25 protein-coding genes are annotated in these 26,842 nt (G+C 70.3%); 14 read left to right on the top strand and 11 right to left on the bottom strand.

What is annotated here, in order from left to right:
* Positions 1 to 70: 70 nt before the first annotated feature.
* Positions 71 to 508 carry an SRPBCC family protein gene (locus AB0I43_RS30130; protein ID WP_356977339.1) on the bottom strand — a complete coding sequence of 146 codons (438 nt, stop codon included), beginning with the start codon at positions 506 to 508 and terminating at the stop codon, positions 71 to 73.
* A gap of 199 nt (positions 509 to 707) precedes the next feature.
* Here AB0I43_RS30130 and AB0I43_RS30125 point away from each other — a divergent pair, with 199 nt between their 5' ends.
* The 8 genes from AB0I43_RS30125 (at position 708) to AB0I43_RS30090 (ending at position 7,764) form a co-directional block, all read left to right on the top strand.
* Entirely contained in the window at positions 708 to 2,084 is a 1,377-nt protein-coding gene (locus AB0I43_RS30125; protein ID WP_356977337.1) for an ATP-binding protein, read from the top strand.
* A complete protein-coding gene (locus AB0I43_RS30120; RefSeq protein ID WP_356977336.1) occupies positions 2,084 to 2,503 on the top strand; it encodes a roadblock/LC7 domain-containing protein in 420 nt (139 codons plus the stop codon). Before AB0I43_RS30125 ends, AB0I43_RS30120 begins: the two co-directional genes overlap by 1 nt.
* Positions 2,500 to 2,847 carry a DUF742 domain-containing protein gene (locus AB0I43_RS30115; RefSeq protein ID WP_356977334.1) on the top strand — a complete coding sequence of 116 codons (348 nt, stop codon included), beginning with the start codon at positions 2,500 to 2,502 and terminating at the stop codon, positions 2,845 to 2,847. The genes AB0I43_RS30120 and AB0I43_RS30115 overlap by 4 nt, the downstream gene beginning before the upstream one ends.
* The gene (locus AB0I43_RS30110) at positions 2,822 to 3,421 is read left to right on the top strand and encodes an ATP/GTP-binding protein (protein ID WP_356977332.1); all 600 of its coding nucleotides are present in this window, start codon (positions 2,822 to 2,824) and stop codon (positions 3,419 to 3,421) included. Before AB0I43_RS30115 ends, AB0I43_RS30110 begins: the two co-directional genes overlap by 26 nt.
* Positions 3,418 to 4,674 (top strand): cytochrome P450, encoded by a 1,257-nt coding sequence (locus AB0I43_RS30105; RefSeq protein ID WP_356977330.1) that lies wholly within the window; start codon positions 3,418 to 3,420, stop codon positions 4,672 to 4,674. Before AB0I43_RS30110 ends, AB0I43_RS30105 begins: the two co-directional genes overlap by 4 nt.
* Positions 4,675 to 4,683: 9 nt before the next feature.
* On the top strand, positions 4,684 to 5,910 hold the full coding sequence (locus tag AB0I43_RS30100; RefSeq protein WP_356977328.1) for a cytochrome P450: 1,227 nt from the start codon (positions 4,684 to 4,686) through the stop codon (positions 5,908 to 5,910).
* Positions 5,911 to 6,095: 185 nt separating this feature from the next.
* A complete protein-coding gene (locus AB0I43_RS30095; protein ID WP_356977326.1) occupies positions 6,096 to 7,349 on the top strand; it encodes a hypothetical protein in 1,254 nt (417 codons plus the stop codon).
* Between the two features lie 34 nt (positions 7,350 to 7,383).
* Positions 7,384 to 7,764 carry a VOC family protein gene (locus AB0I43_RS30090; RefSeq protein WP_356977324.1) on the top strand — a complete coding sequence of 127 codons (381 nt, stop codon included), beginning with the start codon at positions 7,384 to 7,386 and terminating at the stop codon, positions 7,762 to 7,764.
* 4 nt (positions 7,765 to 7,768) lie between these two features.
* Here AB0I43_RS30090 and AB0I43_RS30085 read toward each other — a convergent pair whose 3' ends face one another.
* From AB0I43_RS30085 to AB0I43_RS30075, 3 genes are all read right to left on the bottom strand, one after another.
* Entirely contained in the window at positions 7,769 to 8,149 is a 381-nt protein-coding gene (locus tag AB0I43_RS30085) for a DUF1304 domain-containing protein (protein WP_356977322.1), read from the bottom strand.
* A gap of 133 nt (positions 8,150 to 8,282) precedes the next feature.
* On the bottom strand, positions 8,283 to 9,803 hold the full coding sequence (gene glpK, locus AB0I43_RS30080) for a glycerol kinase GlpK (protein WP_356977320.1): 1,521 nt from the start codon (positions 9,801 to 9,803) through the stop codon (positions 8,283 to 8,285).
* Positions 9,804 to 9,843: 40 nt separating this feature from the next.
* Positions 9,844 to 10,617, bottom strand: a complete 774-nt coding sequence (locus AB0I43_RS30075) for an IclR family transcriptional regulator (RefSeq protein WP_356977318.1) — start codon at positions 10,615 to 10,617, stop codon at positions 9,844 to 9,846.
* Between the two features lie 121 nt (positions 10,618 to 10,738).
* Between AB0I43_RS30075 and glpK (AB0I43_RS30070) the strand changes: the two genes are divergently transcribed.
* From glpK (AB0I43_RS30070) to ald, 4 genes are all read left to right on the top strand, one after another.
* Positions 10,739 to 12,256, top strand: coding sequence for a glycerol kinase GlpK (gene glpK / locus AB0I43_RS30070; protein WP_356977316.1), 1,518 nt, complete (start codon positions 10,739 to 10,741; stop codon positions 12,254 to 12,256).
* Positions 12,257 to 12,291: 35 nt separating this feature from the next.
* Positions 12,292 to 14,043: a glycerol-3-phosphate dehydrogenase/oxidase gene (locus AB0I43_RS30065; protein WP_357433036.1), complete on the top strand. Its 1,752-nt coding sequence runs from the start codon at positions 12,292 to 12,294 to the stop codon at positions 14,041 to 14,043.
* Positions 14,044 to 14,069: 26 nt separating this feature from the next.
* On the top strand, positions 14,070 to 14,591 hold the full coding sequence (locus AB0I43_RS30060; RefSeq protein WP_356977312.1) for a hypothetical protein: 522 nt from the start codon (positions 14,070 to 14,072) through the stop codon (positions 14,589 to 14,591).
* A gap of 173 nt (positions 14,592 to 14,764) precedes the next feature.
* Positions 14,765 to 15,874: an alanine dehydrogenase gene (gene ald, locus AB0I43_RS30055; RefSeq protein WP_356977310.1), complete on the top strand. Its 1,110-nt coding sequence runs from the start codon at positions 14,765 to 14,767 to the stop codon at positions 15,872 to 15,874.
* Here ald and AB0I43_RS30050 read toward each other — a convergent pair.
* Positions 15,871 to 16,380, bottom strand: coding sequence for an Lrp/AsnC family transcriptional regulator (locus AB0I43_RS30050; RefSeq protein ID WP_356977346.1), 510 nt, complete (start codon positions 16,378 to 16,380; stop codon positions 15,871 to 15,873). The two genes, ald and AB0I43_RS30050, sit on opposite strands and share 4 nt — an antisense overlap.
* Positions 16,381 to 16,781: 401 nt before the next feature.
* On the opposite strand from AB0I43_RS30050, the gene AB0I43_RS30045 reads away from it, so the two are divergent.
* Positions 16,782 to 17,696 carry an EamA family transporter gene (locus AB0I43_RS30045; RefSeq protein WP_356977309.1) on the top strand — a complete coding sequence of 305 codons (915 nt, stop codon included), beginning with the start codon at positions 16,782 to 16,784 and terminating at the stop codon, positions 17,694 to 17,696.
* Here the strand turns inward: AB0I43_RS30045 and AB0I43_RS30040 are convergent.
* From AB0I43_RS30040 to pruA, 3 genes are all read right to left on the bottom strand, one after another.
* Positions 17,671 to 19,116 (bottom strand): amino acid permease, encoded by a 1,446-nt coding sequence (locus AB0I43_RS30040; protein WP_357433035.1) that lies wholly within the window; start codon positions 19,114 to 19,116, stop codon positions 17,671 to 17,673. The two genes, AB0I43_RS30045 and AB0I43_RS30040, sit on opposite strands and share 26 nt — an antisense overlap.
* 79 nt (positions 19,117 to 19,195) lie before the next feature.
* Positions 19,196 to 20,176 (bottom strand): proline dehydrogenase family protein, encoded by a 981-nt coding sequence (locus AB0I43_RS30035; protein ID WP_356977305.1) that lies wholly within the window; start codon positions 20,174 to 20,176, stop codon positions 19,196 to 19,198.
* Positions 20,176 to 21,813 carry an L-glutamate gamma-semialdehyde dehydrogenase gene (pruA, locus tag AB0I43_RS30030; protein WP_356977303.1) on the bottom strand — a complete coding sequence of 546 codons (1,638 nt, stop codon included), beginning with the start codon at positions 21,811 to 21,813 and terminating at the stop codon, positions 20,176 to 20,178. Before pruA ends, AB0I43_RS30035 begins: the two co-directional genes overlap by 1 nt.
* A gap of 126 nt (positions 21,814 to 21,939) precedes the next feature.
* Between pruA and AB0I43_RS30025 the strand changes: the two genes are divergently transcribed.
* Positions 21,940 to 23,172, top strand: a complete 1,233-nt coding sequence (locus AB0I43_RS30025; protein ID WP_356977301.1) for a helix-turn-helix domain-containing protein — start codon at positions 21,940 to 21,942, stop codon at positions 23,170 to 23,172.
* An 18-nt stretch (positions 23,173 to 23,190) separates the two neighbouring features.
* Here AB0I43_RS30025 and AB0I43_RS30020 read toward each other — a convergent pair whose 3' ends face one another.
* Genes AB0I43_RS30020 through AB0I43_RS30010 form a run of 3 tightly spaced genes read right to left on the bottom strand, consistent with a single transcriptional unit; the run spans position 23,191 to position 26,724 of the window.
* Positions 23,191 to 24,141 (bottom strand): phytoene/squalene synthase family protein, encoded by a 951-nt coding sequence (locus AB0I43_RS30020; protein WP_356977298.1) that lies wholly within the window; start codon positions 24,139 to 24,141, stop codon positions 23,191 to 23,193.
* Complete coding sequence (crtI, locus tag AB0I43_RS30015; protein ID WP_356977296.1) at positions 24,138 to 25,649, bottom strand: phytoene desaturase family protein; 1,512 nt, start codon at positions 25,647 to 25,649, stop codon at positions 24,138 to 24,140. The genes AB0I43_RS30020 and crtI overlap by 4 nt, the downstream gene beginning before the upstream one ends.
* Before the next feature lie 13 nt (positions 25,650 to 25,662).
* On the bottom strand, positions 25,663 to 26,724 hold the full coding sequence (locus tag AB0I43_RS30010) for a polyprenyl synthetase family protein (RefSeq protein WP_356977344.1): 1,062 nt from the start codon (positions 26,722 to 26,724) through the stop codon (positions 25,663 to 25,665).
* Between the last annotated feature and the right edge of the window lie 118 nt (positions 26,725 to 26,842).

Genomic DNA, 26,842 nt, shown 5'->3' with positions numbered 1-26,842 from the left:
GTGGTCCACTGACGCACCCCCAGCAGGGGCCCGCCCTGCCTCGGCAGCGCGGGCCCGAGTCGTTTCCGGCCTACTTGTCCCCGTAGAGCGCGACGAACTTGTCCAGGGACCTTTCGATATCGCCCTTGATGGCGCGGGCGACGGTGGAACCGATCGGGCCGAAGAGAGGGCGACCGCCCAGTTCGATATCGACGGTGACCTCCGAGCCGGAGCCCTTGGGGGCCACCAGGAGTTCGAGTCCGAGCTTGGTGCCGCCCTTGCCGGCGCCGCGCAGTTTCAGCCGGCGAGGCGGCTCGGCCTTCTCGACGGTCCAGGTCACGCGGTTGCGGAAGCCCTTGACCGAGGCGACGCCGACCAGCGTCGTGCCCGGGGCCAGTTCCGCGGGCACCTCGCTGCGCCAGGCCTCGTGCATGGTCAGCCACTGGTCGAGCTCGGACAAGTCGGACGTATGGGCCCAGGCCCGCTCGGGAGTTAGCGGGACATCAACGGAGACCTTCAGCTTCGCCATGCGCGCATGGTAACCGGTACCGGCGGTTCGTTGAATTCGCAATGGTTGCTGAACGTTACGAGTTCGCCGTGATGCTGCTAGGGTGAGCGGGTCCGCGGGAGCGTGGTGTGATCGCCTGTCCCGCAGGCAATGTGAGGATTTGGACCTCGTTTGTCGGCGGGTGTGTAGAAAGGCGTGACGTAACCGGATGAGCCTAGACATGGCACAGGTACTTCCGTGGATCATCGCTCCGGCGCTGGTCGTAGCCGTCTTGGTCTATTTTCTGAATGCTGCGAAACGGCAGCAGAACCGGATCGACGAGCTAACCAGACAGCAGCGCGCGTACGAGGACACCCTCGAATCCTTCGCCGTGCACACGGTTCCGGCGATCACCGACGCCGTCCGGCGATTCGAGAACCCCGGCGCCGCCATCGACGCGCCCGAGGCGCTGGCCAACTCCCGCTTCGTGCAGTGCCTGCAGTGGCTCGGTGAGCGTTATGCCGACGAGTTGCGCAAGGTGCAGGCCGACGCCGAGGAACGCTCGCGCGGCGCCATCGAACAGGCCGACGTGGCCGCTCGCACCGAGGTCACCGCGGCGGCGCGCGACGCCACCAGCGGCGCGGTCCGCGCCTTCGGCACCTCGGTGGTCAGCCTCGGCGCGGACGCCGGCCAGGTCGTCAGCGCCGCGCTGCGCGCGCATCGCGACGACGAGGTCTACGCCACGCTCACCCGCATCGACCACACCGTGCAGCAGATGATCCGCCAGGCGCAGTCCTATGTGATCGTCTGCGGCGGCCTGCCCGGCCGGCGCTGGCCCGCCCAGTCGCTCACCGACGTCGTCGGCGGCGCGACCGGCCGCGTCCGCGACTACCTGCGCGTGCGCGCCCACCAGTCCGACCGGGTCGTCATCAGCCGCGCGGTGGAGCCGATCGTGCACACCCTGGCAACCCTGCTGGACAACGCGCTGCGCTATTCGCCGCCGACGTCGTTCGTGGACATCAGTTTCCAGGAGGGGCACCACGGCGTCACCGTCATCATCGACGATGCGGGCGTCCGCATGAACGCCGAGCAGATGGAGGAGGCGCGCCAGATCCTCGCGGGCGAGCGCACCGTCGACATCCATCAGCTCGGTCCCGCGCCGAAGGTCGGCTTCCCGGGCGTGGCCGCCCTGGCTCGCCGCTACGGCTTCACCGTCTACATCGATGGCCCGAACGCATACGGTGGTATGCGGGCCATGGTCTACATTCCCGAATCCCTGCTCGCCACACCGGAGGTGGTCCCGGTCGCTGAGCCGATCGCCCGGCCCGAACCGGCGCCCGCGCCGGTTCCAGAACCCGACAGCAACGTGGGGGATCAGTCCTTCGCGGTGCACGAGATCACCAGCGGCGGCTTGCCCAAGCGCCGCCGTCGCCCGGTCGCGCCCAGCCTCTCCGCCGCTCCGACCCGTCCGCCCGCGCAGCAGCAGGCCACCGATCCGGCGCCCGCGCGCCCGGATATCGCCGCCGCCTGGCAGACCGGCTCCAAGAGCGGCCGCGCGGCCGCCGCGGAGGACAGCCCCACCAACGGCACTCTCGACACGGAAGGGACGACGCCTTGATGAGCACCGCCACCGATTCCACCAACAAACTCGGCTGGTTACTCGAAGAGCTCGCGGTTCCCGGAGTTCGATTCGCGGTGTTGCTGTCCGAGGACGGCCTGCGGATCGCGCACTCGCAGGGCATCTCCCGCGACAACGCCGAACGCTTCTCCGCGGCCGCCTCCGGCCTGCGCTCGCTCGGCAAGGCGCTCGGCGAATTCTGCGGCGGCTCCACCAGCGCGCTGCGGCAGAACATGACCGAATACGACGACGGGATGATCTTCATCACCGCCGCCGGAGACGGTGCGCTGCTGGGTGTCTCGACCACCTCCGAGGCCGACGTCAGCCTGATCGCGCACCGGATGAACGAGCTCGCCGCTCGGGTCGGGCACGAGCTAGGCAAGTACTCGCACCGGAGAGCGGACAGCGATCGGCGATGACCAGGCCACGGCGCGACCCCGACCTGGTTCGCTCCTATGTGCGCACCGGCGGGCGCTCGCGCCCGAGCCGGGAGCTGGACCTGGTGACCATCGTCGTCGCGGCAGGCAGTCAGCTGCCGCAGGGTGCGCGGCCGGAAGCCCGGCGCGTGCGCGAGGTGTGTGACAGCGGCGCGCTCTCCATCGCCGAAATCGCCGCCTACCTGGACCTGCCGCCCTCGGTGGCCAAGATCGTCGTCTCCGACCTGCTCGACCACGAGTGCCTGGCCATTCCCGTGCCCACCAACGTACCGCAGCTCGCCATTCTCAAGGAGGTACTCGATGGGCTCCGTGCTCTCCCGGCCTGATGTCAATTATGTCCCGGAGACCGTGACCCGATCGGTAAAGCTGTTGGTGGCGGGGAATTTCGGCGTGGGCAAGACGACGTTCGTCGGCTCCGTCTCCGAGATCGCCCCGCTGCGCACCGAGGAAACCATCACCGAGGCCAGCATCGGCATCGATGACATGGCCGGCCTGGGCAGCAAGACCCAAACCACCGTCGCCATGGATTTCGGGCGTATCACGCTGAATCCGGAACTGGCGCTCTACCTTTTCGGCACGCCCGGCCAGCAGCGCTTCGTGCCGCTGTGGGAGGAACTGGCCCGGGGCGCGCTCGGCGCCCTGGTGCTGGTCGACACCCGCCGCATCGAACGTTCCGACGAGGTACTCTCGGTGCTCGAAGAGCGCGGCGTGCCGTATTCGGTGGCGGTCAACCACTTCGAAGGCGCCAAGAGCTATCCGCTCGAGGAGGTCCGCGACGCGCTGGACCTCGCGCCGGACACCCCCCTCACCATGCTGGACGCCCGCAATCGCGGGACCTGTCTGCAATCGCTGATCACGCTCGTCGAATTCCTGTTCCTCCGTCAGGAGTCTCTGCTTTGACCTTGCCGCCCCAGGCCGCCGCCCCACGTTGCCCTGTTCCGCACGGCTCTCCGGTAGATACCGATGGTCCCCGCGTCGCGCTGTACTCCGAGGAATACGCGGCCGACCCGCATCGCACCTACGCCGATATGCGGAGCAGATACGGCTCCCTGGTACCGGTCGAGCTCTCGCCCGGCATTCCGGCGACCCTGGTGATCGGCTATCACACCGCGCTGCGGATTCTGCACGATCCGGATCATTTCCCGGCCGATCCGCGCACCTGGCAGCAGCAGGTGCCCGGCGAATGCCCGATCCTGCCGATGCTGGAGTGGCGCCCGAATGCGCTACGCAGCGCGGGAGTGGAGCATTCCCGCTACCGCCAGGCCAATCTGGCCGCCGTCGGCGCGGTCGACCTGCACGCGCTGCACAACACCGTGGAGCGCATCGCGATCCCGCTCATCAATACCTTCTGCGCCGACGGCAGCGCGGATCTGATCAGCCAGTACGCGTTCCCGCTGACCTTCGCGGTGCTGAACGAGATGCTCGGCTGCCCACCGGACATCGGCCAGCAGGTGGCCACCGGCATGGCCGCCATCTTCGAGGGCGTCAACGCCGACAAGGGCAACGCGATGCTCGCCGACGCGCTGCTGGAGCTCACCACCCGCAAGCGCAAGGAACCGGGCGACGACATCGTCTCGCGGCTGCTCGCCCACCCCGCCAACCTGACCGACGTGGAGATGATCCACCAGTTGGTCACCCTCTACGGCGCCGGCATCGAGCCCGAGCAGAACCTGATCGTCAACACGCTGCTGCTCATGCTCACCGACGACCGGTTCGCCGGAAATCTGCTGGGCGGCAGCCTATCCACGCGCGACGCCCTGGACGAGGTCCTCTTCACCGACCCGCCCATGGCGAACTACTGCGTGTCCTATCCCCGGCAGCCCATGCTGATCGACGGCGTGTGGCTGCCGGCCCATCAGCCGGTCGTGATCAGCATGGCCGGCTGCAACAACGATCCCGCGATCAACTCGGGCGGATACACCGACAACCGCTCCCACCTGGCGTGGAGCCTGGGCCCGCACGCCTGCCCCGCTCGATCCGTGGCCTATCTGCTCGCCCAGGACGCCATCGATCAAATCCTTGACGCACTTCCGGAAATGCGCCTGGGGGTCCCGACCGTCGCACAGCTCAATTGGCGGCCCGGCCCCTTCCATCGCGCGCTGGTGTCCCTCCCGGTCACCTTTCCGAAATCCCCACCGCTGCACGTGTATTAAGGAGAAGTCATGGACAATCAGCCCCTTGTCCTGGATCCCGCCGGTACCGACATTCAAGGGGAGGCCGCGCGGATCGCCGAGCGCGGGCCTGTCAGTCTGGTGGAGTTGCCCGGTGGTGTGCGCGCGTGGTCGGTGACCGACGCCGAGTTGCTGAAGAAGCTGCTGATCGATGCCCGCGTCTCCAAGGACGCCCGCCAGCACTGGCCGGCGTTCATCAACGGTGAGGTGCCGCCGGATTGGCCGCTGTTCCTCTGGGTGGCCGTGAACAACATGTTCACCGCCTACGGCGCCGACCACCGCCGACTACGTAAGCTCGTCGCCCCGGCTTTCACCCACCGCCGGACCGAAGCCATGCGGTCCCGCATCGAACGCATCACCCAGCAACTGCTCGACGATCTGGCCGCCGCCGAAGGGCCGGTCGACCTGCGCGAGGGATTCGCGTATCCGCTTCCGATCCAGGTGATCTCCGAACTCATGGGCGTGCCGGATTTCCTGCACGGTGGCCTGCGCAAGTGCGTCGACGGCATCTTCGACACCTCGCTCACGCCCGAGGAATCCCAGGCCAACTACATGGAGATGTACCGGATCCTGGGCGAACTGGTCGCCTACCGCCGGGAACACCCCGGCGACGACATGACCAGCCTGCTCATCACGCACCGGGACGAGGAAGACGGCACCTACCTGCAGGAGCAGGAACTCATCGACACCCTGCTGCTGGTCATCAGCGCGGGCCACGAGACCACCGTCAACCTGCTCGATCAGGCGATCCACGCCCTGCTGACCCGGCCCGATCAGCGCGCGGCCGTGGTCGAGGGCAATGTGGCGTGGTCGGATCTGGTGGAGGAGTCGCTGCGGTACGAGGCGCCGGTCGCGCATCTTCCGCTGCGTTTCGCCGCCGACGACATCGAGATCGAGGGCGGCTTCCGGATCGCCAAGGGGGACCCGATCCTGGCCTGCTACGCCGCGGCCAACCGGGACGAGAAGGTGCACGGGCCGACCGCCGCCGAGTTCGACGTGACGCGACCGTCCAAGGAGCACTTGGCCTTCGGCTACGGCGCGCACCACTGCCTGGGCGCGCCGCTGGCGCGGCTGGAGGCCCTGGTGGCGCTGCCGGCGCTGTTCCAGCGGTTCCCGAACATGACCTTCGCCGCTGATCCGCGGGAGCTGGGGCACGTGAACAGCTTCATCTCCAATGGGCACCGGTCGCTGCCCGTGGAGTTGGATCCCGCGCGATAGTGCGTGCGCGGTGGCGCGAGATCGCTCGCGCCACCGTCGAAGTCGCGTGCCGACGGCACCGCCGCAGCAGTGGCGTCACCCGCGTTCAGCGCACAGGCTCGAACCGGCGAAACTCCAGAGCTGACAACCCCTCGCGTCCGTGCGGCCGGCGATGCGACCCTCCCGCATAATGGCGCGGAGGGGTGGTGATCTTGGAACAAGTGCGGCGCAAGCGGTTTCGGTGGGTGTTGCGCGGGGCCGGGGTGGTGGTCACGCTGGTGTGCGTGCTGGCGGCCGGGCGGTTTCTGTGGCCGCAACCCGGCGCCGCAGGACAGCCGAGCGGGACCTACCGGCAGCTGGCCTTCGTGCGCAGCGCGATCGAACGAGGTGCGGATCGGGACGCGCAGTCGCTGTTTCCGGAAGGGTATTTCTTTCTGAACGCGCTGTACGGGATCGCCTGGGTGCAGGCGGGGCAGCGCGATCCGGAGTATCGGGTGCAGGCGTTGCGGGAATCGCGCTGGGCGCTGGGTCGTCTGGAGTCCGTGGCGGGAAAGGCGGCCTTCGCCGCGGACCTGCGGCCTGCCCACGGGATCTTCTGGGCGGGATGGACGAACTGGTTGCGCGGCGGCGTGCTGGCGCTCGACGGCGCCGACACCGAACTGGCGCAACGGTTCACCGCGGCCGGCACCGAGATCGCCGAGGCGTTCGACGCGTCGGCCACGCCGTTCCTGGCGGCCTATCCGGGCCAGGCGTGGCCGGTCGATTCGACGGTCGCCATCGCCTCGCTGCGGTTGCACGACCACCTGCGCGACGCGCGTTTCGGCGCGGTGACCCGCCGCTGGCTCGGCGCCGTCCGCGCCCGGCTCGACCCGGCCACGGGGCTGCTGCCGCACGAGGTGGCGCCGGACGGGAGCGTGCGCGACGGTGCGCGGGCGACATCGCAGACGATGATCCTGCGTTTCCTGCCGGAGATCGACGCCGAGTTCGCCCGCTCTCAATACGCCGCGTTCCGGCGGCAATTCCTGGCGTACCCGGGTGGTTTCGGCCCCGCCCTGCGCGAGTATCCGCACGGCCACGACGGCAGCGGCGATGTCGACTCCGGTCCGCTGGTGGCCGGCATCAGCCTGTCCGCCACCGTGGTGGGCCAGGGGGCCGCGAAGGTCAACGGCGATCCCGCGCTGGCGCGGGCCCTGGGTGCGCAGGGCGAACTGCTCGGCCTGCCGCTGACGCTGCCCGGCAGCAAACGCTACGCGCTGGGCCTGCTGCCGATCGGTGACGCCTTCGTGGTCTGGTCGGCCACGGCCGGACCGCTCACCGGGCCGCTTCCGCCGGAGCGGGATTACGGCCTGCGCTGGTGGTGGCGGATTCCGTGGCTGCTGCTCGTCGGCGCGGTGGCCTGCGCGCCCTGGGTGCGCCCGCTGTTCCTGGTGTGGAGGAGTACTCCGCGCCGGCCCGGGTAAGCGAGCAGTGTCTCAGCAACTGCGAGGAGGATCGATGACGAACGCGCGAACGGGAATCGGCAGCCTGCGGAGCGTGGTTCTGGACTGCCCGGAGCCCCGCAAACTGGCCGAGTTCTACGCCGGGCTGCTCGGCGCGGAACTGATCGAGGACAGCGAGGACGATTGGATCGTCCTCGCCGACGCCACCGGCCGCCGCCTGGCCTTCCAGACCGCGCCCGACTATCGGCCGCCCCGCTTCCCGGACCCGCAGGCGTCCCAGCAGATCCATTTCGACGTGCTCGTCGACGACATCGAGACCGCGCAGCGGCGCGTGCTCGAGCTGGGCGCCCGGCTGGTCCAGCAGGACACCGACGGCGCCTTCCGGGTCTACGCCGACCCGGTCGGGCACATCTTCTGCCTGGTCTGGCAGGACTGACCGCTCAGAGCTGGGTGAGCGCGGCCAGCAGCGTCAGCGCGGGCAGGGTGCCCTGCGAGGCAGCGGCTTTCACCATGCGGCGATCGGTCGCGACCAGCACGGCCGCGGCGGCGAGCATCGAGCCGCACCCCATGATGAGCAGCGCCCACCCGGCGGCGGGGCAGGGCCGGACGAGGATCAGGCCCACCACCGTCCCGATGGCCAGGAAGAGGTTGTAGAAGCCCTGGTTGAACGCCCAGGGCTTGACCGCCTCGAGTTCGGTGTCGTCCACCAGGAACAGGCCGGCGTGCACCTTGCGGTCGGTGAAACGCAGGCTCTCCAGGGTGAAGATGTAGACGTGGATCAGCGCCGCGAGAGCGGCCAGGATCTGTACGACTGCGAGCACGAACCCTCCTCGGATCGGATACTCCGGTGACGCGCGGGGTCGCGGACGGCCCGCACAGGACGGTAGCCGGGTGTTTGCCATTGGCTCGGTCGCCGCGCCGCGCGCCCCCTCGATGATGGCACCGCGCACCGGGTTACGGCTCGATCGGCTCGGTCCAGTTGTAGGTGAGGTCGGCGGCCTGGGCCCAGCGCCGGTACTCCCGGTCCCGGCGTTCGGCCGGAAGCGCAGGAAGCCAGCGCCCGGCGGTATGCCGGTTGCGGCGCAGCCCAGTCATGTCGGGCCACAGCCCGACCGCGAGACCGGCGGCGTAGGCCGCCCCCAGCGACACCGTCTCCGCGTACAGTGGGCGTTCGACCGGGACGCCGAGCGCATCCGAGATCTGTTGCATCAGCAGGTTGTTGGAGGTCATGCCGCCGTCCACTCGCAGCTCGGTGAGGGCGCGGCCGGAGTCGGCGTTCATGGCGTCCACGACCTCGCGGGTCTGCCAGGCGGTGGCCTCGAGCACCGCGCGGGCCAGATGACCCTTGGTGATGTAGGAGGTCAGCCCGGCGATGACGCCCCGGGCCTCCGCGCGCCAGCGCGGCGCGAACAGGCCCGAGAAGGCAGGAACCACGTAGCAGCCGCCGTTGTCCTCGACCGTGCTTGCCAGGGTTTCGATTTCGGGCGCGGCATCGATCAGGTCGAGCCGGTCGCGCAGCCACTGCACCAGCGTGCCGGTGGCCGCCATGGAGCCCTCGAGCGCGTAGTGCGCGGGCGCCGCGCCGATCCGGAAGCCCACGGTGGTGAGCAGGCCGTGCTCGGAGTACACCGGCGCGGTGCCGGTGTTGGCGAGCAGGAAACTGCCGGTGCCGTAGGTGCATTTCGCCTCGCCCGCGTCGAAACAGGTCTGGCCGAACAGCGCGGCCTGCTGGTCGCCGAGGGCGGCGGCGATCGGGATGCCGTAGGCGGTGCGGCCGTAGATCTCGGCGTTGGAACGGATTTCGGGCAGCAGGGCGCGCGGGACGTCGAAGAAGCCGAGCAGCTCCTCGTCCCAGTCCAGGGTCTCCAGGTGCATCAGCATGGTGCGCCCGGCGTTGGTCACGTCGGTGACGTGCACGCCGCCGTCCGGGCCGCCGGTGAGGTTCCAGATCAGCCAGGTGTCCATGGTGCCGAACAGGAGTTCGCCGCGCTCGGCCCGCGCGCGCAGCCCGGGCTGGTCGTCCAGGATCCACCGGATGCGGGGCGCGGCGAAGTAACTCAGCAGGGGCAGCCCGCAACGGGCGGCCACCGTGGCGGCCTCGGGCCTGCGGGCCAGGTGCGCGACCAGCTCCTCGGTGCGGGTGTCCTGCCAGACGATCGCGTTGCCGACCGGCTTGCCGGTGCGCCGGTCCCAGAGCACCGTGGTCTCGCGCTGGTTCGCGATCCCGATCGCCACCACCTGCTCGGCGGCGACGCCCGCCTTCGCGAGCACCCGGCCGAGCAGATTCTCGACATTGCGGCGGATCTCCACAGCGTCGTGCTCGACCTGCCCGGCGGCCGGATAGATCTGGTGGTGCTCGCGCTGCGCCACCGAGACCAGGTGCCCGGCCGCGTCGTAGAGGATGGTGCGACTGGAGGTCGTGCCCTGGTCGATGGCCAGGACGTAGCGCGCCCGGGAGGTCCGCTCGGCGCTCATCGATGCGCCGCCGTGATCCGCTCGCGGTCGGGGTGGCCGATCACGAGTGCACCCGCGGCCGCTCGGTGCCCAGGTCGCGGCTGATCGAGGCGGCTGTCGCGCGGACCAGCTCCGTCAGCCCGGTGCGCGTGGTCCGATCGGTGAGCCGGTCGAGCGCACCGACCACGCCGATCGCGCCGACCACCCGGCCGCCCGCGTCGCGCAGGGGAGCGGCCAGCGACGCGCGCTCGGTGGCGAACTCGCCTAGGTCCTCGGCGTAGCCCTGGGCCCGCACCTTGGCGATCTCGCCGTGCAGCGCGCGGGTCGCGGTGATCGTCCGCATCGTGTATCCGGGTAGCGGCACAGGGCTGCCCCGTTCCGCCAGGCCGGGCGTGTAGGCCAGTAGGATCTTCCCCAAAGCCGTTGCGTGCAAGGGTAGTTCGATGCCGACACGCAGCGTCTGCCGGCTGGTGTCCGGCCGGAACACGTGGTGCACGATCGCCACGGCGTCGCCGCGCAGCACCCCGATCCGCACCGACTCGCCCGATCGCGCGGCCAGGGTGTCACCCCAGTTCATCGCGAACGAGCGCAGCACATTGGCATCGAACGGGCGCGCGGTCATGCCGAGCGCGGCGTCACCGATCCGGTATTTGCCGGACCGCGGGTCCTGCTCGATGTAGCCGACGCTCTGCAGGGTGCGCAGCAGACCGTGCGCGGTCGGCTTCGCCAGACCCAGCGCCGCCGCCAGTTCGCCGACGCCGATGCCGAAGGGGGCCGCCGCGACCACGCTCATGATCGCGGCCGCGCGTTCGATCGACTGGATCGGTCCGGGCACGCCACCACCGTAACCCAGAATCGTTCGACATTGTCGAACGGATGCCGTTGAAGCGGGCACCCCTGGTCCTTACGTTCGGTAATGGCTCACCCGAGCCGGATCACGGACAACGGAGAATGTGATGCCAGACCTCGTCGGAGCGGTCGACCAGGGCACCACCAGCACGCGCTTCATGGTCTTCGACCGCGCGGGCACGGCGGTCGCGCACCATCAACTCGAACACGAGCAGGTGCTGCCGCGACCGGGCTGGGTCGAGCACAATCCGATCGAGATCTGGGAACGCACCGCCGCCGTCATCCAGACCGCGCTGAACTCCCATGGCTTGACCGCCACCGATCTGGCCGCCCTCGGCGTCACCAATCAGCGTGAGACCACCGTCGTCTGGGACCGGCGCACCGGGCGCCCGTACTACAACGCCATCGTCTGGCAGGACACCCGCACCGATCGGATCGCCGCCGATCTCGACGCCACCGACGCGGGCCGGCTGATCCGGCACCGGGCGGGCCTGCCCCCGGCCACGTACTTCTCCGGCGGCAAGATCCGCTGGATTCTCGACCAGGTCGAGGGCGTGCGCGCCGCGGCCGAGCGCGGCGACGCCCTGTTCGGCACCATCGACACCTGGCTGCTGTGGAATCTGACCGGCGGGGTGCGCGGGGGCGTGCACGTCACCGACGTCACCAACGCCAGCCGCACCATGCTGATGAACCTGGAGACCCTGGACTGGGACGACGAGTTGCTCGCGCTGTTCGGGGTGCCGCGCGCCATGCTGCCCGCGATCCGGCCGTCCTCGGACCCGGCACTGTACGGCCACACCACCGAGTGCGGCCCGCTCGGCGGCGCGGTGCCCGTCGCGGCCGCGGTCGGCGATCAGCAGGCGGCCATGATCGGCCAGGTCTGCCTGTCGGCGGGCGAGGCCAAGAACACCTACGGCACCGGAAACTTCCTGCTGCTCAATACCGGTGCGAGCCTGGTTCGTTCGGACAACGGCCTGCTCACCACGGTCTGCTATCAGTTCGGCACGCAGCCGCCGGTCTACGCCCTGGAGGGCTCTATCGCGGTCACCGGTTCGGCCGTGCAGTGGCTGCGCGATCAGCTCGGCATCATCCAGGGCGCGTCCCAGAGTGAAACGCTCGCAAGCGAAGTCGACGACAACGGAGGCGTGTACTTCGTGCCCGCCTTCTCCGGGCTCTTCGCCCCGCACTGGCGTTCGGATGCCCGCGGCGCCATCGTCGGGCTGACCCGCTTTGCCACCAACGCGCACATCGCCCGCGCCACCCTGGAAGCGATCTGCTACCAGACCCGCGATGTCGCCGACGCCATGTTCAAGGATTCCGGCGTGCCGCTGGAGGTGCTCAAGGTCGACGGCGGCGTCACCGCGAACAGCCTGTGCATGCAGATCCAAGCCGACGTGCTCGGCGTGCCGGTGAGCCGGCCGATGGTGTCGGAGACCACCGCCCTCGGGGCCGCCTACGCGGCCGGGCTGGCCGTCGGCTTCTGGGCCTCGCCCGAGGAACTGCGCCAGAACTGGCGGGAACGCACCCGCTGGCAACCGCAATGGACCGGCGAGCAGCGTGCGGCCGGCTACGAAGGCTGGACCAAAGCCGTCGGCCGCACCCTCGACTGGGTCCCCACCCACTGAGAAAGCCTGTGTCCACCGTGAAGAAGGAAAACGAAATGCGTTCTCTCACTGCACCCGTCGCCATGAGCCCGCAGGCTCGCTGGCACGCGCTCGACACCATGGCCGCCACCGAACTCGACGTGCTCGTCATCGGCGCCGGCGTGGTCGGCGCGGGCGCCGCCCTCGACGCCGTCACCCGCGGACTCACCGTCGGGCTCGTCGAGGCCCGCGACTACGCCTCCGGAACCTCCAGTCGCTCTTCGAAACTCGTGCACGGCGGCCTGCGCTACCTCAAGCAGCTCAACTTCCGGCTGGTGTTCGAAGCGCTGCGGGAGCGGCGGCTGATCCTGGAGACCCTCGCGCCGCACCTGGCCAAGCCGGTCGAATTCATCTACCCGCTCGAGACCCCGATCCTGGACCGCGCCTGGGTCGGTACCGGCGTCGGGGTGTACGACGTGCTCGGCGCGGGCCGCGGCGTGCCCTCGCATCTGCGGCACCTCGGCAAGAAGCAGACCATGCGGCGTTTCCCGGGCGCCAAGCGCGGCACCGTGCGCGGCGGCGTCAGCTTCTACGAGGGGCAGCTCGACGACGCGCGGCACACCATGATGCTCTCGCGCACCGCCGCCTCGCACGGGGCGCTGGTCGCCTCCAGCGCGCGCGTGGTCGACTTCCTGCGCGAGGGGGAGCGGGTCGTCGGCGCGCTCGTGCAGGATCTGGAGACCGGGCGGGAGTTCGAGGTGCGGGCCAGGCGCGTCGTGAACGCCGCCGGGGCCTGGACCGACGAGTTGCAGGAAATGCTCGGCGGCGCCGCCCAATTCAAGATCAAGGCGTCCAAGGGCGTGCACATCATGGTGCCGCGGGACCGCATCGAATCCGAGACCGGCCTGATCACCGAGACCGAGAAGAGCCTGCTGTTCGTGATCCCGTGCCCGTGGAGCGACGAGCACTGGGTCATCGGCACCACCGACACCGGCTGGGAGCACGACCTCGCGCACCCCGCCGCCACCCGCGCCGACATCGATTACATTCTGGCGCAGGTGAATCGGCTGCTGGAGCACCCGATCGGCCACGACGACATCGTCGGCGTCTACGCCGGCCTGCGGCCGCTGCTCGCCGCGGGCGATTCCGACCAGACCGCCAAGCTGTCGCGCGAGCACGCCGTCGTGCGTCCCGTGCCCGGGCTGGTCATCGTGGCGGGCGGCAAGTACACCACCTACCGGGTGATGGCCGCGGACGCCATCGACCTCGCCGTCGCCGATCTGCCCGAACGGGTCGCCGAGTCCTGCACCGACCGTGTCCCGCTGGTCGGCGCGCACCAGTACCGCGAACTGTCGCAGTCGCGGGCCCGGCTCGCCGAGGTCTTCGGCGTCGACATGACGACCGTCGACCACCTGCTCGGCCGCTACGGCAGCGCCGTCACCGAATTGCGCGAGCTCATCGACGCCGATCCGGAACTCGGTGCCCGCCTGGGCAACTCGCGCTACCTCAAGGCCGAGATCGTCTACGCCGTCACCCACGAGGGGGCGCTGCACCTGGACGACATCCTCGCCCGCCGCACCCGCCTCTCGGTCGAAACCGGCGCCCGCGGCGTCGACATCGCCCCCGAGGTAGCCACCCTCGTCGCCCCCTACCTGGACTGGGACGAAGCCCGGATCGCCCGCGAGATCAAGATCTACACGCTGCGAGTCGAAGCCGAACTCGCCTCCAACACCCTGCCCACCGACGCCGAAGCCGACGCCGTCCGCGTCTCGGCCCCGGATTCCCGCGAATCCTTCGGCTTCCCCCTCGAGGACCCCATCTCGGTCTGACTCCCGGTACGGGCAGGATGAAGCCCGTGCAAGAGTTGCGAGATGCCGCGGACCGCTTCGCGATCATGGAGGTTCCCGCCGCGGAGCTTCCGATGATCGCGGCGCACGCGCTGGCGCGCGGTGCGGATTCGCCCGCCCTGCGGGAGCTGGCGGGACTCGGCCGGGCGGAGGACGGCGGAATCGGCTTGTTCCGCACCGCGCTGCTGGAACTCGGGGTGCTCGGTTCGGCCGCGGCCGACTGGCCGGGCGATCGGCCTACGATGCTGCTGCGGCGGGTCCGGCACTACGCGGAACGCTTGGCCTCGGGCGCGAGCGAGACGGGTGATCCGGTTGCCGCCGCCCTGATCGATCTGGCGAACCTCGGGCCCGAGTGGGATGCCCGTTTCGGTCGTCAGGCGCACGACTTCGAGATTCTGACGGTCCTCTGGCACGACCTGCCGCAGGACCGAGAATCGCTCGGTCGCGATCTCCAGGTTGCCGCCGCGGCGTTGCTGGACGGGCTGGACTCGGTACCTGGTGAGGCGAGCGGTGTTGTTCGCCGAAGATGATTCATGGCATGCGACCTGTGATCGGACAGCATCGTTCTTATCGCTGCCTCTTGTCGCCTATTGAGAATTATCTTCAGTAATCTAGATCTGATCTCGCAGAATGTTCACACTTTGAGGTGCAGGGCTCTGGGGCTGCCGGGGCTGACGGAACCATCGAGTGTCAGGAGTGCAGGGTGAAGATCGGGGTGCCTCGGGAAGTCAAGAATCACGAGTATCGGGTGGCGTGTACGCCGGCCGGGGTGCGCGAGCTGGTGGCGCGCGGGCACGAGGTGGTCGTCGAGGCGGCGGCCGGGGCCGGGTCGGGGTTCGAGGACGCGGCGTACTCGTACGCGGGGGCGCGGATCCTGGAGACCGCCGCCGAGGTCTGGGCCTACGCCGATCTGGTGCTGAAGGTGAAGGAGCCCGTGGCCGAGGAATACGGGCGGATGCGCGCCGGGCAGGTGCTGTTCACCTACCTGCATCTGGCCGCCTCCAAGGACTGCACCGACGCTCTGCTGGCCTCGGGCATCACCTCGATCGCCTACGAGACGGTGACGGCGCGCGACGGATCGCTGCCGCTGCTGGCGCCGATGAGCGAGGTGGCCGGTCGGCTGGCCCCGCAGGCCGGCGCCTACCACCTGATGCGCAGTGAAGGCGGGCGCGGCGTGCTGATGGGCGGGGTGCCCGGTGTGCGCCCGGCCAAGGTCGTGGTGCTCGGCGCCGGGGTGGCGGGCCGCAACGCGATCGCCGTGGCGCTGGGGATGCACGCGGAGGTGACCGCGCTGGATGTGAACATCGCGCGGCTGCGGGAGATCGACGAGCAGTACCGCGGGCACGTGCGCACGATCGCCTCCAATGTGCACGAGGTGGAGACCACGGTGCGCGAGGCCGATCTGGTGATCGGCGCGGTGCTGGTGCCGGGCGCGAAGGCGCCGACGCTGGTGCCCAATGAGCTGGTGGCACAGATGAAGCCGGGTTCGGTGCTGGTGGACATCGCCATCGATCAGGGCGGCTGCTTCGCCGACTCCCGCCCCACCACCCACGCCGAGCCGACCTACCGGGTGCACGATTCGGTGTTCTACTGCGTGGCCAACATGCCGGGCGCGGTGCCCAACACCTCGACGGTCGCGCTGACCAACGCCACCCTGCCCTACGTGCTGGAGCTGGCCGACAAGGGCTGGCGGGCGGCGGTCGAGGCCGACGCGGGGCTGGCCGCGGGCCTGAGCACCCACGCGGGCAAACTCCTCGCCGAATCGGTGGCGGCCGCACACGGCTACCCGCTCGGGCGCCTGGTCGCCGCCTAGGCCTGCGCGAGCGTGGTGCGCGGGCGCAGGTGCTCGAAGATCAGGATGGTCTCGGTGAACGACACCGCCGGGTGCGCGCTGAGATGCTCGAGCACGAAGCCGCGCAACTCGTCGGTGTCGGCGGTGGCGACGTGGATCAGATAGTCGTCGCCGCCGGCGATGAAGTAGACGTTGAGCACCTCGGGCAGCACCGACAGCTGCTGCCCGAACTCGGCCAGGTGCTTGCGCGAATTGCTTTGCAGCCGAACCGAAATCATCGCCTGTAGACCGCGCCCCAGGGCGGCCGGGTCGATCTCGGCGTGGAACCCGCGGATCACCCCGCGCTCGACCAGTGACCGCACCCGGCCCAGGCAGGTCGAGGGCGCGATCCCGGCCGCCGCCGCCAGCGCGTTGTTGGTGATCCGGCCGTCGCGCGCGAGATGGTCCAGCAGGACCCGATCGATCTCATCGATCGGCACCGGCGGGCGCGGCCGAGCGGGCGCGGACGGTAAGCCCGCCGCAGCCATCGCGCCGCGCCGCCGCTCCGTCTTGCCGTGTTCGCTCACGACGGTCACGCTACCGAAAAAGATTCGCCGATATGCGCGGACCTCGAATCATCGTCCGCAGAGGTCAGTCGATCCGATAGATATGCGCTATCGACGGCCTGCGGGGGTCGATCGTTCCGTCGCCCGGGACCCGGCAAACGGGTTAGGATCGGCGCGTGGACGACACCTACCGGCACACTGTCACGCCGCCCCCGGTCTGCTGACCGGGCGCATTCGCTGAGCTGACCCACGCCGATCTCCGGCGTCGTTTTCGTGCGCCCGTTTCGAATCCAATCCCTTTCGGAATTCGAGGACGGAAGTGCACGACTGTGTCCGATGATGTCTGTTCGATCGCTGAATTCACCCCTCGGTTCGGGGGCGCCGTGCCGATCCTGAGCGCGGCGGTCCTGTGGGGGACGACCGGTACCGCCAGTTGGCTGGCCCCGCCGAACGCGCCGTCGGCGGCCGTCGGCTGCTCCGGTCTGGTGCTGGGCGGGCTGTTGCTTTTCCTGGCCGGCCACCGCGGCGCGTTGCGGCGTCCACCCGCCGGATCGCCGCTCGTCCCGAACCGGCGACGGGGCGGGGCCGGTCCGGCGTATGCGCGCGGGGAGTGGCGGTTGCTGCTGCTCGGTGCGGTGGCCGTGGCCGGGTACCCGGTCACCTTCTATCCGGCGGTGGCACGCACGGGTGTCGCCGTCGCGACGGTCGTGGCACTGTGCAGCGCACCGGTTTTCGCCGGCGCGCTGGCCTGGGTGACCGGCCGGTCCCGGCCGTCGGCGCGCTGGGCGATCGCTACCGGCGCGGCGGTACTCGGCTGTGCCGCACTGGTTCTGGGGCCGATGCTGACCGGCGGCCCGGCCACCATCGATCCGTTCGGCCTCGCCCTCGCCGCGCTGGCCGGATTCACCTACGTGGTCTACTCGCTGATCGGCGGCGACCTCATCGTGCGCGGCCATCGGCCGGACAGCGTGCTGGGCGTGATGTTCGGCGTCGCGGCGCTGCTGGTGCTACCGGTGGTCCTGGCCGGCGACACCGCCTGGCTCGGCAGCGCGCGCGGCGCGGCGGTGGCGCTGCACCTGGCGGTGTTCACCACCTTCCTCGCCTATCTGCTGTTCGGCCAGGGTCTGCGCCACACCGGCGTGGCCGTGGCCACCACGCTGACCCTCGCCGAGCCCGCCGTCGCGGCGGTGCTCGGCGTCACGGTCGTGGGCGAACGCCTGCCGCTCGTCTCCTGGTGCGGCCTGGCGATTCTCGCCTCCGGACTGGTGCTGCTCAGTCTTTCGCCAGGGCGTCGCTAGCCGGTTCGGGGCCGGTCTGCTCGAGCTTGGAGTGGGTGCGCGAGTACCCGATGTAGACGACAAGGCCGACCACCAGCCAGGCCCCGAACCGCAGCCAGGTCTCGGCGGGCAGCGAGAGCATCAGCCACACCGAGGCGATCACGCCGATGATCGGGATCACCGGCATCAGCGGCAGCCGGAAGGTGCGCGGCGCGTCCGGCCGGCTGCGCCGCAGCACGATCACGGCGATGCACACCACCACGAACGCCATCAGGATGCCGATATTGGTGAGCTCGGCGACGACGTTGATCGGCAGCAGGCCCGCCAGGATCGCCGAGCCGATGCCGACGATCCAGGTGACGCGCGTCGGAACCTTGCGCTCCGGATGGGTTTTCGCGAACCACGCGGGCAGCAGGCCGTCGCGGCTCATGGCGAACCACACGCGGGTGACGCCGAGCATGAAGGTCAGCACCACGGTGATGATGCCGACGATCGCGCCGATCGCGATGATGTTCGCGACCCCGGGCATGCCGACGGCCTTGAACGCGGAGGAGAAGCCGCTCTCCGGGTCGATCTCGGTGTATTTCTGCATGCTGGTCAGCACGAGGGTCGCCAGCACGTACAGCACCATGGCGATCGCCAGCGAGTAGATGATCGCCTTGGGCAGGTGCTTCTTGCCGTCGACGGACTCCTCGGCGGCGGTGCTCATCGCGTCGTACCCGAAGACCGCGAAGAAAACCGTTGCGGCGCCGGTGAATACGGCCGCGGTGCCGAAGGGGAAGTACGGGGTGTAGTTGGCGCTGTCGATATGGAAGACGCCGAGCACGATGATCAGCAGCACGAGCGCCACCTTGATGCCCACGGCCACCGTCTCGAACCGGCCCACGCTGCGGATGCCGCGCGAGAGCAGCCACGCGGTGCCCAGGCAGAACAGCACGGCGAACACGTCGACCACGCGCCCGTCGCCGGTGCCCTGCGCGCCCAGCATCCAGGTGGGCAGGTCGATGTCGACCTGCTCGAGCAGGAACTTGAAGTACCCGGAGACGCCGATCGCGACCACCGCCGCCACCGCGACGTACTCCAGCAGCAGGTCCCAGCCGATGAACCAGCCGCCGATCTCACCCAGCGCCACATACCCGTAGGTGTAGGCGGAGCCGGCCTTGGGGATCATGCCCGCGAACTCGGCGTAGCAGAGCGCCGCCGCGGCGCTGGCGAGCCCGGCGATCAGGAACGAGATCAGCACCGCGGGCCCGGTCACCGAGTGCGCGACCGACCCGGCCAGCGCGAAGATGCCCGCGCCGATGATGCCGCCGACGCCGATCGCCGTCAGCTGCCAGAGACCGAGGTGTTTGGCGAGCCGCTCGTCGGCGGGTATCTCGTCCTCGACTTCGTGAATAGGCTTGCGGCGCAACATCTGACGGCGCATCTCCGCGTTGAACATGCGACTTCCTTTCCTCGCTGCGCCCGCCCGGGCCAGGTGTACGGCCCGAGCGGACGGCAGTACAGCGTGTGAGCTGAGCTCAGCTAAACCGACCGGCGGGTGTGGCGGGCGGGGAATCGGCGAAATTTCCGGGGGCCAGGGCGCGCAGGAAGAACGTCAGGTTGGCCGGTCGTTCGGCCAGCCTGCGCATGAAGTAGCCGTACCACTGGTCGCCGTAGGGCAGGTAGACCCGCACGCGGTGCCCGGCCTCGGCCAGCCGCCGCTGCTCCGGGTCCCGGATGCCGTAGAGCATCTGGAACTCGAACTCCCCGGCCGCGCGACCATGGTCCTGAGCGGCCTGGATCATGCGGGGATCGTGCGTGGCGACCATGGGGTAGCCGGGGCCGTCCAGCAGGATCTTCAGGCAGCGCAGATAGGACGCGTCGACCTCGGCCCGGTCCTGGAAGGCGACCGACGGCGGCTCCCGGTAGGCCCCCTTGCACAGCCGGATGCGCGAATCCGACAGTTCCCGGCAGTCGGTCTCGGTGCGCTTCAGATACGCCTGCAGCACCGTGCCGAGATCCGGGAAATCACCGCGCAGTGCCCGCACGATCGACAGCGTCGAGTCGGTGGTGGTGTGGTCCTCCGCGTCGATGGTGACGGCGACCCCGAGCGCGCTCGCGGCCGCGCAGATCGCACGGGCGTGCTCGAGGGCGACCCGGTGGCCGTCGCGCGGCAGCGCCTGGCCCAGGGCCGACAGTTTCAGCGACACCTCCAGCGGCTGCCCGGGACCGTCGAAGCTCGCGCGCAGGCGGCCCAGCTCCGCCAGCAACGCCAGGTAGTGCTCGACGGTCGAGCGGGCCCGGCCCAGGTCGGTGGTGTCCTCGCCGAGGTAGTCGATGCTGATCCGGCGACCCGAGAGCAGCAGCGGCGTGGCGGCCGCGATTGCCTGGGCCTCGGTGTCGCCCGCGACGAATCGCCGCACCAGCCGCCGGGTCGAGGACATCCGCCGCACGGTGCGTTCCAGTCGCGGGGAGCGGGCGGCCGCCAGCATGGCGGGCCGCAGGATTCCGGCGGCCATCACGACTCCTGGTGCGGGTAGCGGTGTTCGGCGGGCGGGACGAAGGTCTCCTTGATGGTGCGCGCGGAGGTCCAGCGCAGCAGGTTCAGCGGCGACCCGGCCTTGTCGTTGGTGCCCGAGGCCCGCGAACCGCCGAAGGGCTGCTGGCCGACGACCGCGCCGGTGGGCTTGTCGTTGATGTAGAAGTTGCCCGCGGCGAAGCGCAGCGCGTCGGTGGCGCGGGCGACCGCCGCCCGGTCGTCGGCGATGATCGAGCCGGTCAGCCCGTAGTTCGCGCCGCGGTCGACCAATTCCAGTGCGGCGTCGAAGGATCCGGCGACCGAGTCGTCGTAGACGTGCACGGCCAGGATCGGCCCGAAGTACTCGGTGTGGAACGCTTCGTCGCCGGGGTCGTCGCCGAGCAGCACCGTCGGTTCGACGAAATAGCCGACGCTGTCGTCGGCCTTGCCGCCGGCCGCGATCGTCAGGCCCGCGGTCGCCTTGGCGCGTTCCAGCGCGCCGGCATTGCGGTCGTAGGCGCGCCGATCGATCAGCGCCCCACCGAAATTCGTGAAATCGGTGACGTCGCCGTACCGCAGCTCCGCGACTCGCTCGATCAGCTCCGCGCCCATCCGCGCCCACACCGATTTCGGGATGAACGCGCGCGAGGCGGCCGAGCACTTCTGGCCCTGATAGTCGAAGGCGCCGCGGATCAGCGCGGTGGTCAGCACCCGCGGGTCGGCCGAGCTGTGCGCGATCACGAAATCCTTGCCGCCGGTCTCGCCGACGAGGCGCGGATAGCCGTGGTACTCGGTGAGATTCGCCGCGACCGAGCGCCAGAGATGCTGGAACGTCTTGGTGGACCCGGTGAAATGCACACCGGCCAGCCGCGGGTCGGCGAGCACCACGTCCGAAACCTTCGGTCCCGCACCGTGTACCAGGTTGATCACCCCCGGCGGCAGCCCGGCCGCCTCCAGCAGGCGCATCGTCCAGTAGGCCGCGACCGACTGGGTCAGCGCGGGTTTCCAGATCACCGTGTTGCCCATCAGCGCGGGCGCGGTCGGCAGATTGGCCGCGATCGCGGTGAAGTTGAACGGCGTGACCGCGTAGACGAAGCCCTCCAGCGGCCGATAGTCCAGCCGATTCCAGACGCCCGGCACCGAGATCGGCTGCTGGGCCAGGATGTCGCGCGCGAAGCCGACATTGAAGCGCCAGAAGTCGACCAGCTCGCAGGGCGCGTCGATCTCGGCCTGATAGGCCGTCTTGGACTGGCCCAGCATGGTGGCCGCGGCGATGGTTTCGCGCCACGGGCCGGCGAGCAGGTCGGCGGCGCGCAGGAAGATCGCGGCGCGATCCTCGAACGACAGCGCGCGCCACTCGGGCGCGGCCGCGGTCGCGGCGTCCACGGCGGCGCGGACATCGCGGGCCTTGGCCGCGGTGACGGTGCCGAGCACCGCCGCGTGCCGGTGCGGCTGCACCACGTCGATCACCGGTCCGTCGGTGCGCCGGTGCACGCCGCCGATCACATTGTTCACCTCGGTGCGTTCGGCGCCGAGTTCGTCGAGTTTCGCCCGCAGCCGGGCCCGTTCGGGGCTGCCCGGGGCGAAGGTGCCCACCGGTTCGTTGGCCGGCGGGGGAGTGGTCGCGATGGCGTCCATGAATACCTCCTGGATAGCGCGGTAGCACTGGTGGGCAGTCAACTCCGCGAACGGCTGCGAAGGATCGGCCGATCGGATAAAGATGGGAGTCGACTGTTGTCCGATCGGCCGAAGGTTGGCGCTGCCATGCGTGTCCTGCTCGACGGCGAGACCGACCTGTTCGGCTTGGCCCAGTTGGTGGCCCAGCACGCCGGCGGCATGGTCTCCATCGAGGATCCGGAATCCCACGTGCTGGCCTATTCGGCCTCCGACGAGGCCGCCGATCCGCTGCGGATCCGCTCCATCCTGGGCCGGGAGGGGCCCCGGGAATACCTGCGGGTGCTGCGCGAATGGGGTGTGTTCGACCGGCTGCACGGGGCCGACGAGGTCATCGATGTGCCCGCGCATCCGGAGCTGGACATCAAGCGGCGCTTGGTGATCAGCATCCGGCAGCCCGCGTCCGACACCGCCGTCGCACCCCGGCACCTGGGCTCGATCTGGTTGCAGCAGGGCGACCGGCCGTTCGCCGCGGACGCGCCCGAGGTCTTGCGCGGCGCGTCCGCGATCGCCGCGCGGATCATTTCGCGCGTGCTGGACGCGCCGTCGACCGAGGCGCTGATGGTGCAGCGCCTGTTCGGGGTGCGTGGGGAGGGTGTCGACATTCCGTCCGTCGCGGGAGCGTTGAATATTCCGGTGGGCGGGCCGGTGGCGGTGCTCGGCTTCGCCCCGAACCGGGAACTCGCGGAGCGTCGCCGCCCGTCCGGCGACACCGTCGGCGGCCTGATCCGCCTGCACGCCAGCGCGTTTCGGCGCGACGCCGTGACCATGGTCTTTCACTCGCGGGTCTATGTCCTGCTGCCCGGATTCCGATCGGAGAAGGCGGTGACCGGCTGGGCCGGGCAGGTGGTGGAGCGCTTCGAGGGCGAGCAGTCGATGCCGTTGCACGCGGCGATCGCGATCCCGGTCGCCGACCTCGGCGCGGTGGCGGCGGCGCGCGGCGAGGTGGACCGCGTGCTGGACAGCGCGCCGCCGCACCCGGGCACGGGCCGGGTCACCACCCTGGCCGAATCGCGGACGGCGGTGCTGCTCGGCGAGATTCTCGATCTGCTCGGCGCGCGCCCCGAACTACGTGACCCCCGGCTGACGGCCCTGGCCGAGCACGACAGCGCGCACGCGGCGAACCTGGTGGGCAGCGTCGAGGCGTATCTGCGCGCGCACGGCGACGTCCGCACCGCGGCGCAGGCGCTGCGGGTGCATCCGAATACGTTGCGCTACCGCATCCGTCGCGTCGAACACCTCACCGGCATGAGCCTGGCCGAACCCTCGGATCGGCTGCTGCTGGAACTGCAACTGGCCCTGGGCCGCCGCGAAAACCGTTGAGCGAAACCAGCGGACGCGCTATTGCGCGGCCTGCACGCCCCGCCCCTGCTCCCCGCGCCTGGCCAGCCAGGCGCGGGCGACACCGCGTCCGCCGACCCACAGGCGCTCGGCCTTGCCGACCCGGGCGCGATGGCCGAAGATCTCGAAATCGCGGTCTTCGATCACCTCCAGGATGCGGGCGTAGAGGGCCGAGGCGGTGGCGACGCACGGGCGCGATCGTGGTGCCAGGGTGTCGATTCCGGCCTGGGCCCGGTCGTAGATCGCGCGGGTGCGCGCGTGCTGTTCGGCCAGGGCGGCGCGCACGCGCGGCTCGGTGCGGCCCTCCCGGCTGCACCAGGACAGCAGTTCGCGGTCGACGCCGTGCGCGGCGAGTTCGTCGGCGGGCAGGTAGACGCGGTCGCGGGCCAGGTCTTCGTCGACGTCGCGCAGGAAGTTGGTGAGCTGGAACGCTTTTCCCAGCGCGGCCGCGTACGGCGCGGCTTCGGCGGCGGGTGCGGCGGTGCCGAGGATGGGGAGCAGTTGCAGTCCGATGACTTCGGCCGAACCGTAGACGTAGTGGTCCAGCGCGTCGCGGTCCGGGTAGTCGGTGACCGACAGATCCATGCGCATCGAGGTGAGGAACGCCTCGAACAGCGCGCGCGGAATCCGGTAGCGCTCGACGGTGTGGAGCGTCGCGGCGAGCACCGAATCGCCGCCGGTGTCGCCGGCCTCGAATTGCGCGGCCAGCATGGCCAGGCGCGCGCCGCGCTCGGCGACGCTCAGCGCCGGGTCGAAGCCGTCCAGGATGTCGTCGGCGCGCCGGGCGAAGCCGTAGAGGGCGTGCACGGCGGGGCGCTGATCGGGCGCGAGCAAGCGGGTCGCGAGGAAGAAGGTCTTGCCGTGGCGCGCGTTGAGTTCCCGGCATTCGCGATAGGAGGCTTGCAGGGCGGGGTCATCGATGCCCGCCGCGGCGAGTTCGGCGCGCGTCATCGGACCTGCCGTTCGGTCGCGGCGGGGGCGACGCGCCGGGGGCCGGTGATCCGGTCCGCGGCCAGCCGGCCGGAGATCAGCACCGGCGGGATGCCGACGCCGGGAATCGTGGATCCGCCCGCCAGCACCGCGTTGCCGACGCCGCGCACCAGATTGTTCGGCCGGAACGGGCCGGTCTGGACGAAGGTGTGGGCCAGCGCGAACGGACTGCCCGCCAGCATGCCTTGGCGGGCCCAGTCGGCGGGCGTCACCAGCCGCAGCAACTCGGCGCCGCGCAGCGCGTCGGGGCCGAGCCTGCGCCGCGCGGTGTCCAGGATCTGCGCGGCGTAGGCCGGACCCTGTGCGTCCCAATCGATGTCGCCGCGCGCCAGGTTCGGGGCGGGCGCGAGCAGATAGAGCAGGTCGCGTCCGGGCGGGGCGAGGGTGGGATCGGCGGCGGTCGGGCGGGTGAGCAGCAGCGAGGGATCGCTCATGACCTGCCCGCGATCGATGATCTCGCGGAAGACCGTCTGCCAGGCCGCGCCGAACAGCAGGGAGTGGTGCGGCAGCTCGCTGCCGCGCTCGCAGCTCAGGTGCAGGATGACCGCCGAGGGCGCGGGACGCACCGGCACCGGCCGCCGCGAGCGCCGGCCCAGCAGCTCCTGGCTGCGACGCAGCTCGGTGGTCAGAACGACGGCGTCGCAGGCGATCTCCTCGCCCTGCTCGGTACGCACCGCGTGCACGCGCCCACCGGAATTGACCAATTCCGACACCGCCGCGCCGTACCGGAAACGCACACCGGCCGATTCGGCGGCCGCCGCCATCGCGTCCGGGACCGCCCGCATTCCGCCGCGCGGGAAGTAGACCCCGGCCATCGTGTCCATGTAGGCGATCACGGCGTAGGCCGCCCGCGCGTGCTGCGGGGCGACGCCGGCGTAGAGCGACTGAAAGGTGAAGACGCGCCGCAGGTCCGGATCGGTGATGAACTGGGCGACCTTGCGGTCCCACGCGCGGAAACCGCCCAGCGCGATCAGCCGCGCCAGCGCGGGGGTGAGCAGCGAGAACGGCGAATCGAAGTTCGCGCCGATGAACTGCTCGTTCTCCGCCGCGTAGAGGTCGGTCAGCCAGGCGCGCAGGCGGCGATAGCCCTCCGCCTGGGCCGCACCCGCGAAATCGCCGACCCGCCTGGTCATCTCGTCGGCGTCGCTGTGGACCTCGAGGGTGCGGCCGTCGGCGAAGCGGGCCTGGTAGGCGGGCGCCACCGGGAGCAGCTCGAGCCGGTCGGCGGTCCGTTCGCCGACGGCGGCGAACGCCTCGTCGAGCAGGTCGGGCATGGTCAGCACGGTGGGCCCGGTGTCGATGCGGTATCCGTCGATGTCCAGGCGCCCCATCCGGCCGCCGGGCGTGCTCTCCCGCTCGACCACGGTGACCGACCGTCCCCGGCCCGCCAGGTGCAGGGCCGCGGACAAACCGGCCAATCCGGCACCCACCACCACGACATGATCGGTGCGGCCTGTCGTCGTGCGCATCAGTTCTCCCTCGTCACAGCTGTCGTGCGGTGCACAGCAGCGCCATATGTTCCAGTGCCGCACGGCGATCCGGTGGCAGGCCGGGTAGGTCCAGGGCCGCGATCGCCTCGGCGACCCGTTCGGCGATCATCGACTCGACGTGGTCGGGCGCGCCGGTGGCGGCGATCAGTTCGCGGCAGTGCGCGATGGCGGCGGCGTCCAGTTCCGGCTGTGTCGTCAACTCCGTGAGCCGGTCGCGGGTCGCGGGATCGGCCAGGTCGAACGCGGCGACCACCACGCTGGTCGCCTTGTGCTGGCCCAGGTCGCTGTCCTCGGGCTTGCCGGTGACCGTGGCCGAGCCGAAGATGCCCAGCAGGTCGTCGCGCAGTTGGAAGGCCTCGCCGACCAGGCTGCCGTAGCGGCCGAGCCCGGCGATGGTTTCGGCCGGGCAATCCGCCAGTGCGGCACCGATTTCCAGTGGTCGGCGCACCGTGTAGTTGCCCGATTTCGCCCGCGCGATTTCCAGCACCGTGTCCATGGTGGGCAGGTCGCGGGTGTCGTTGGTGAGATCGGCGAGCTGGCCCGCCGCCAGTTCGATGCGCATCCGGTCGTAGGGGGGCCAGAGCCGGGCCAGCGCCGCGGCCGCGACACCGCTCTCGCGCAGCATCTGCTCGGCCCACACCAGGCACATGTCACCGAGCAGGGTCGCCGCCGAGGCCCCGAAGCGGCTCGCCGATCCGGAGCGCCCGTTCTCGCGGTGCCGGGTGGACAGGCGCAGGTGCGCGGCGGCCTGGCCGCGGCGCAGCAGGCCGTCGTCCATCACGTCGTCCTGCAGCAGCGCGAACGCGTGCAGCAGTTCCAGGCTCGCGCAGGCCCGCAGCGCCGCCGCGTCCGGTTGCTCGCCGCACAGCCACCCCAGATACATGAAGGTGGAGCGCAGGCACTTGCCGCCCAGCGCGTATTGGCGCAGGACCTCGTCCGCGCCGGCGGCCGCCAGGTCCGCGCGGTGCGCCCGGTCCAGGAATCGCGCCACCTCGTCGAGGACCTGAGCGCGCAAATCCTCGTGCCAGCGGGCGAAATCGCGGGCGCCGGGCAGCCCGGCGGGTGTGTGCGGTGGTCCGAGCGAATCGAAAAGCGCTGTGCTCACGAGGTTCTCCGTTTCGGCCGGGCAATGTGCTGCACTCCGGACAGCGGTGGCGGTGCCCGTACCCACT

The organism is Nocardia sp. NPDC050435, from assembly GCF_040655395.1.
In the GTDB taxonomy this organism is placed as follows: domain Bacteria; phylum Actinomycetota; class Actinomycetes; order Mycobacteriales; family Mycobacteriaceae; genus Nocardia.
This window is presented reverse-complemented; position numbering and strand designations above follow the sequence as displayed.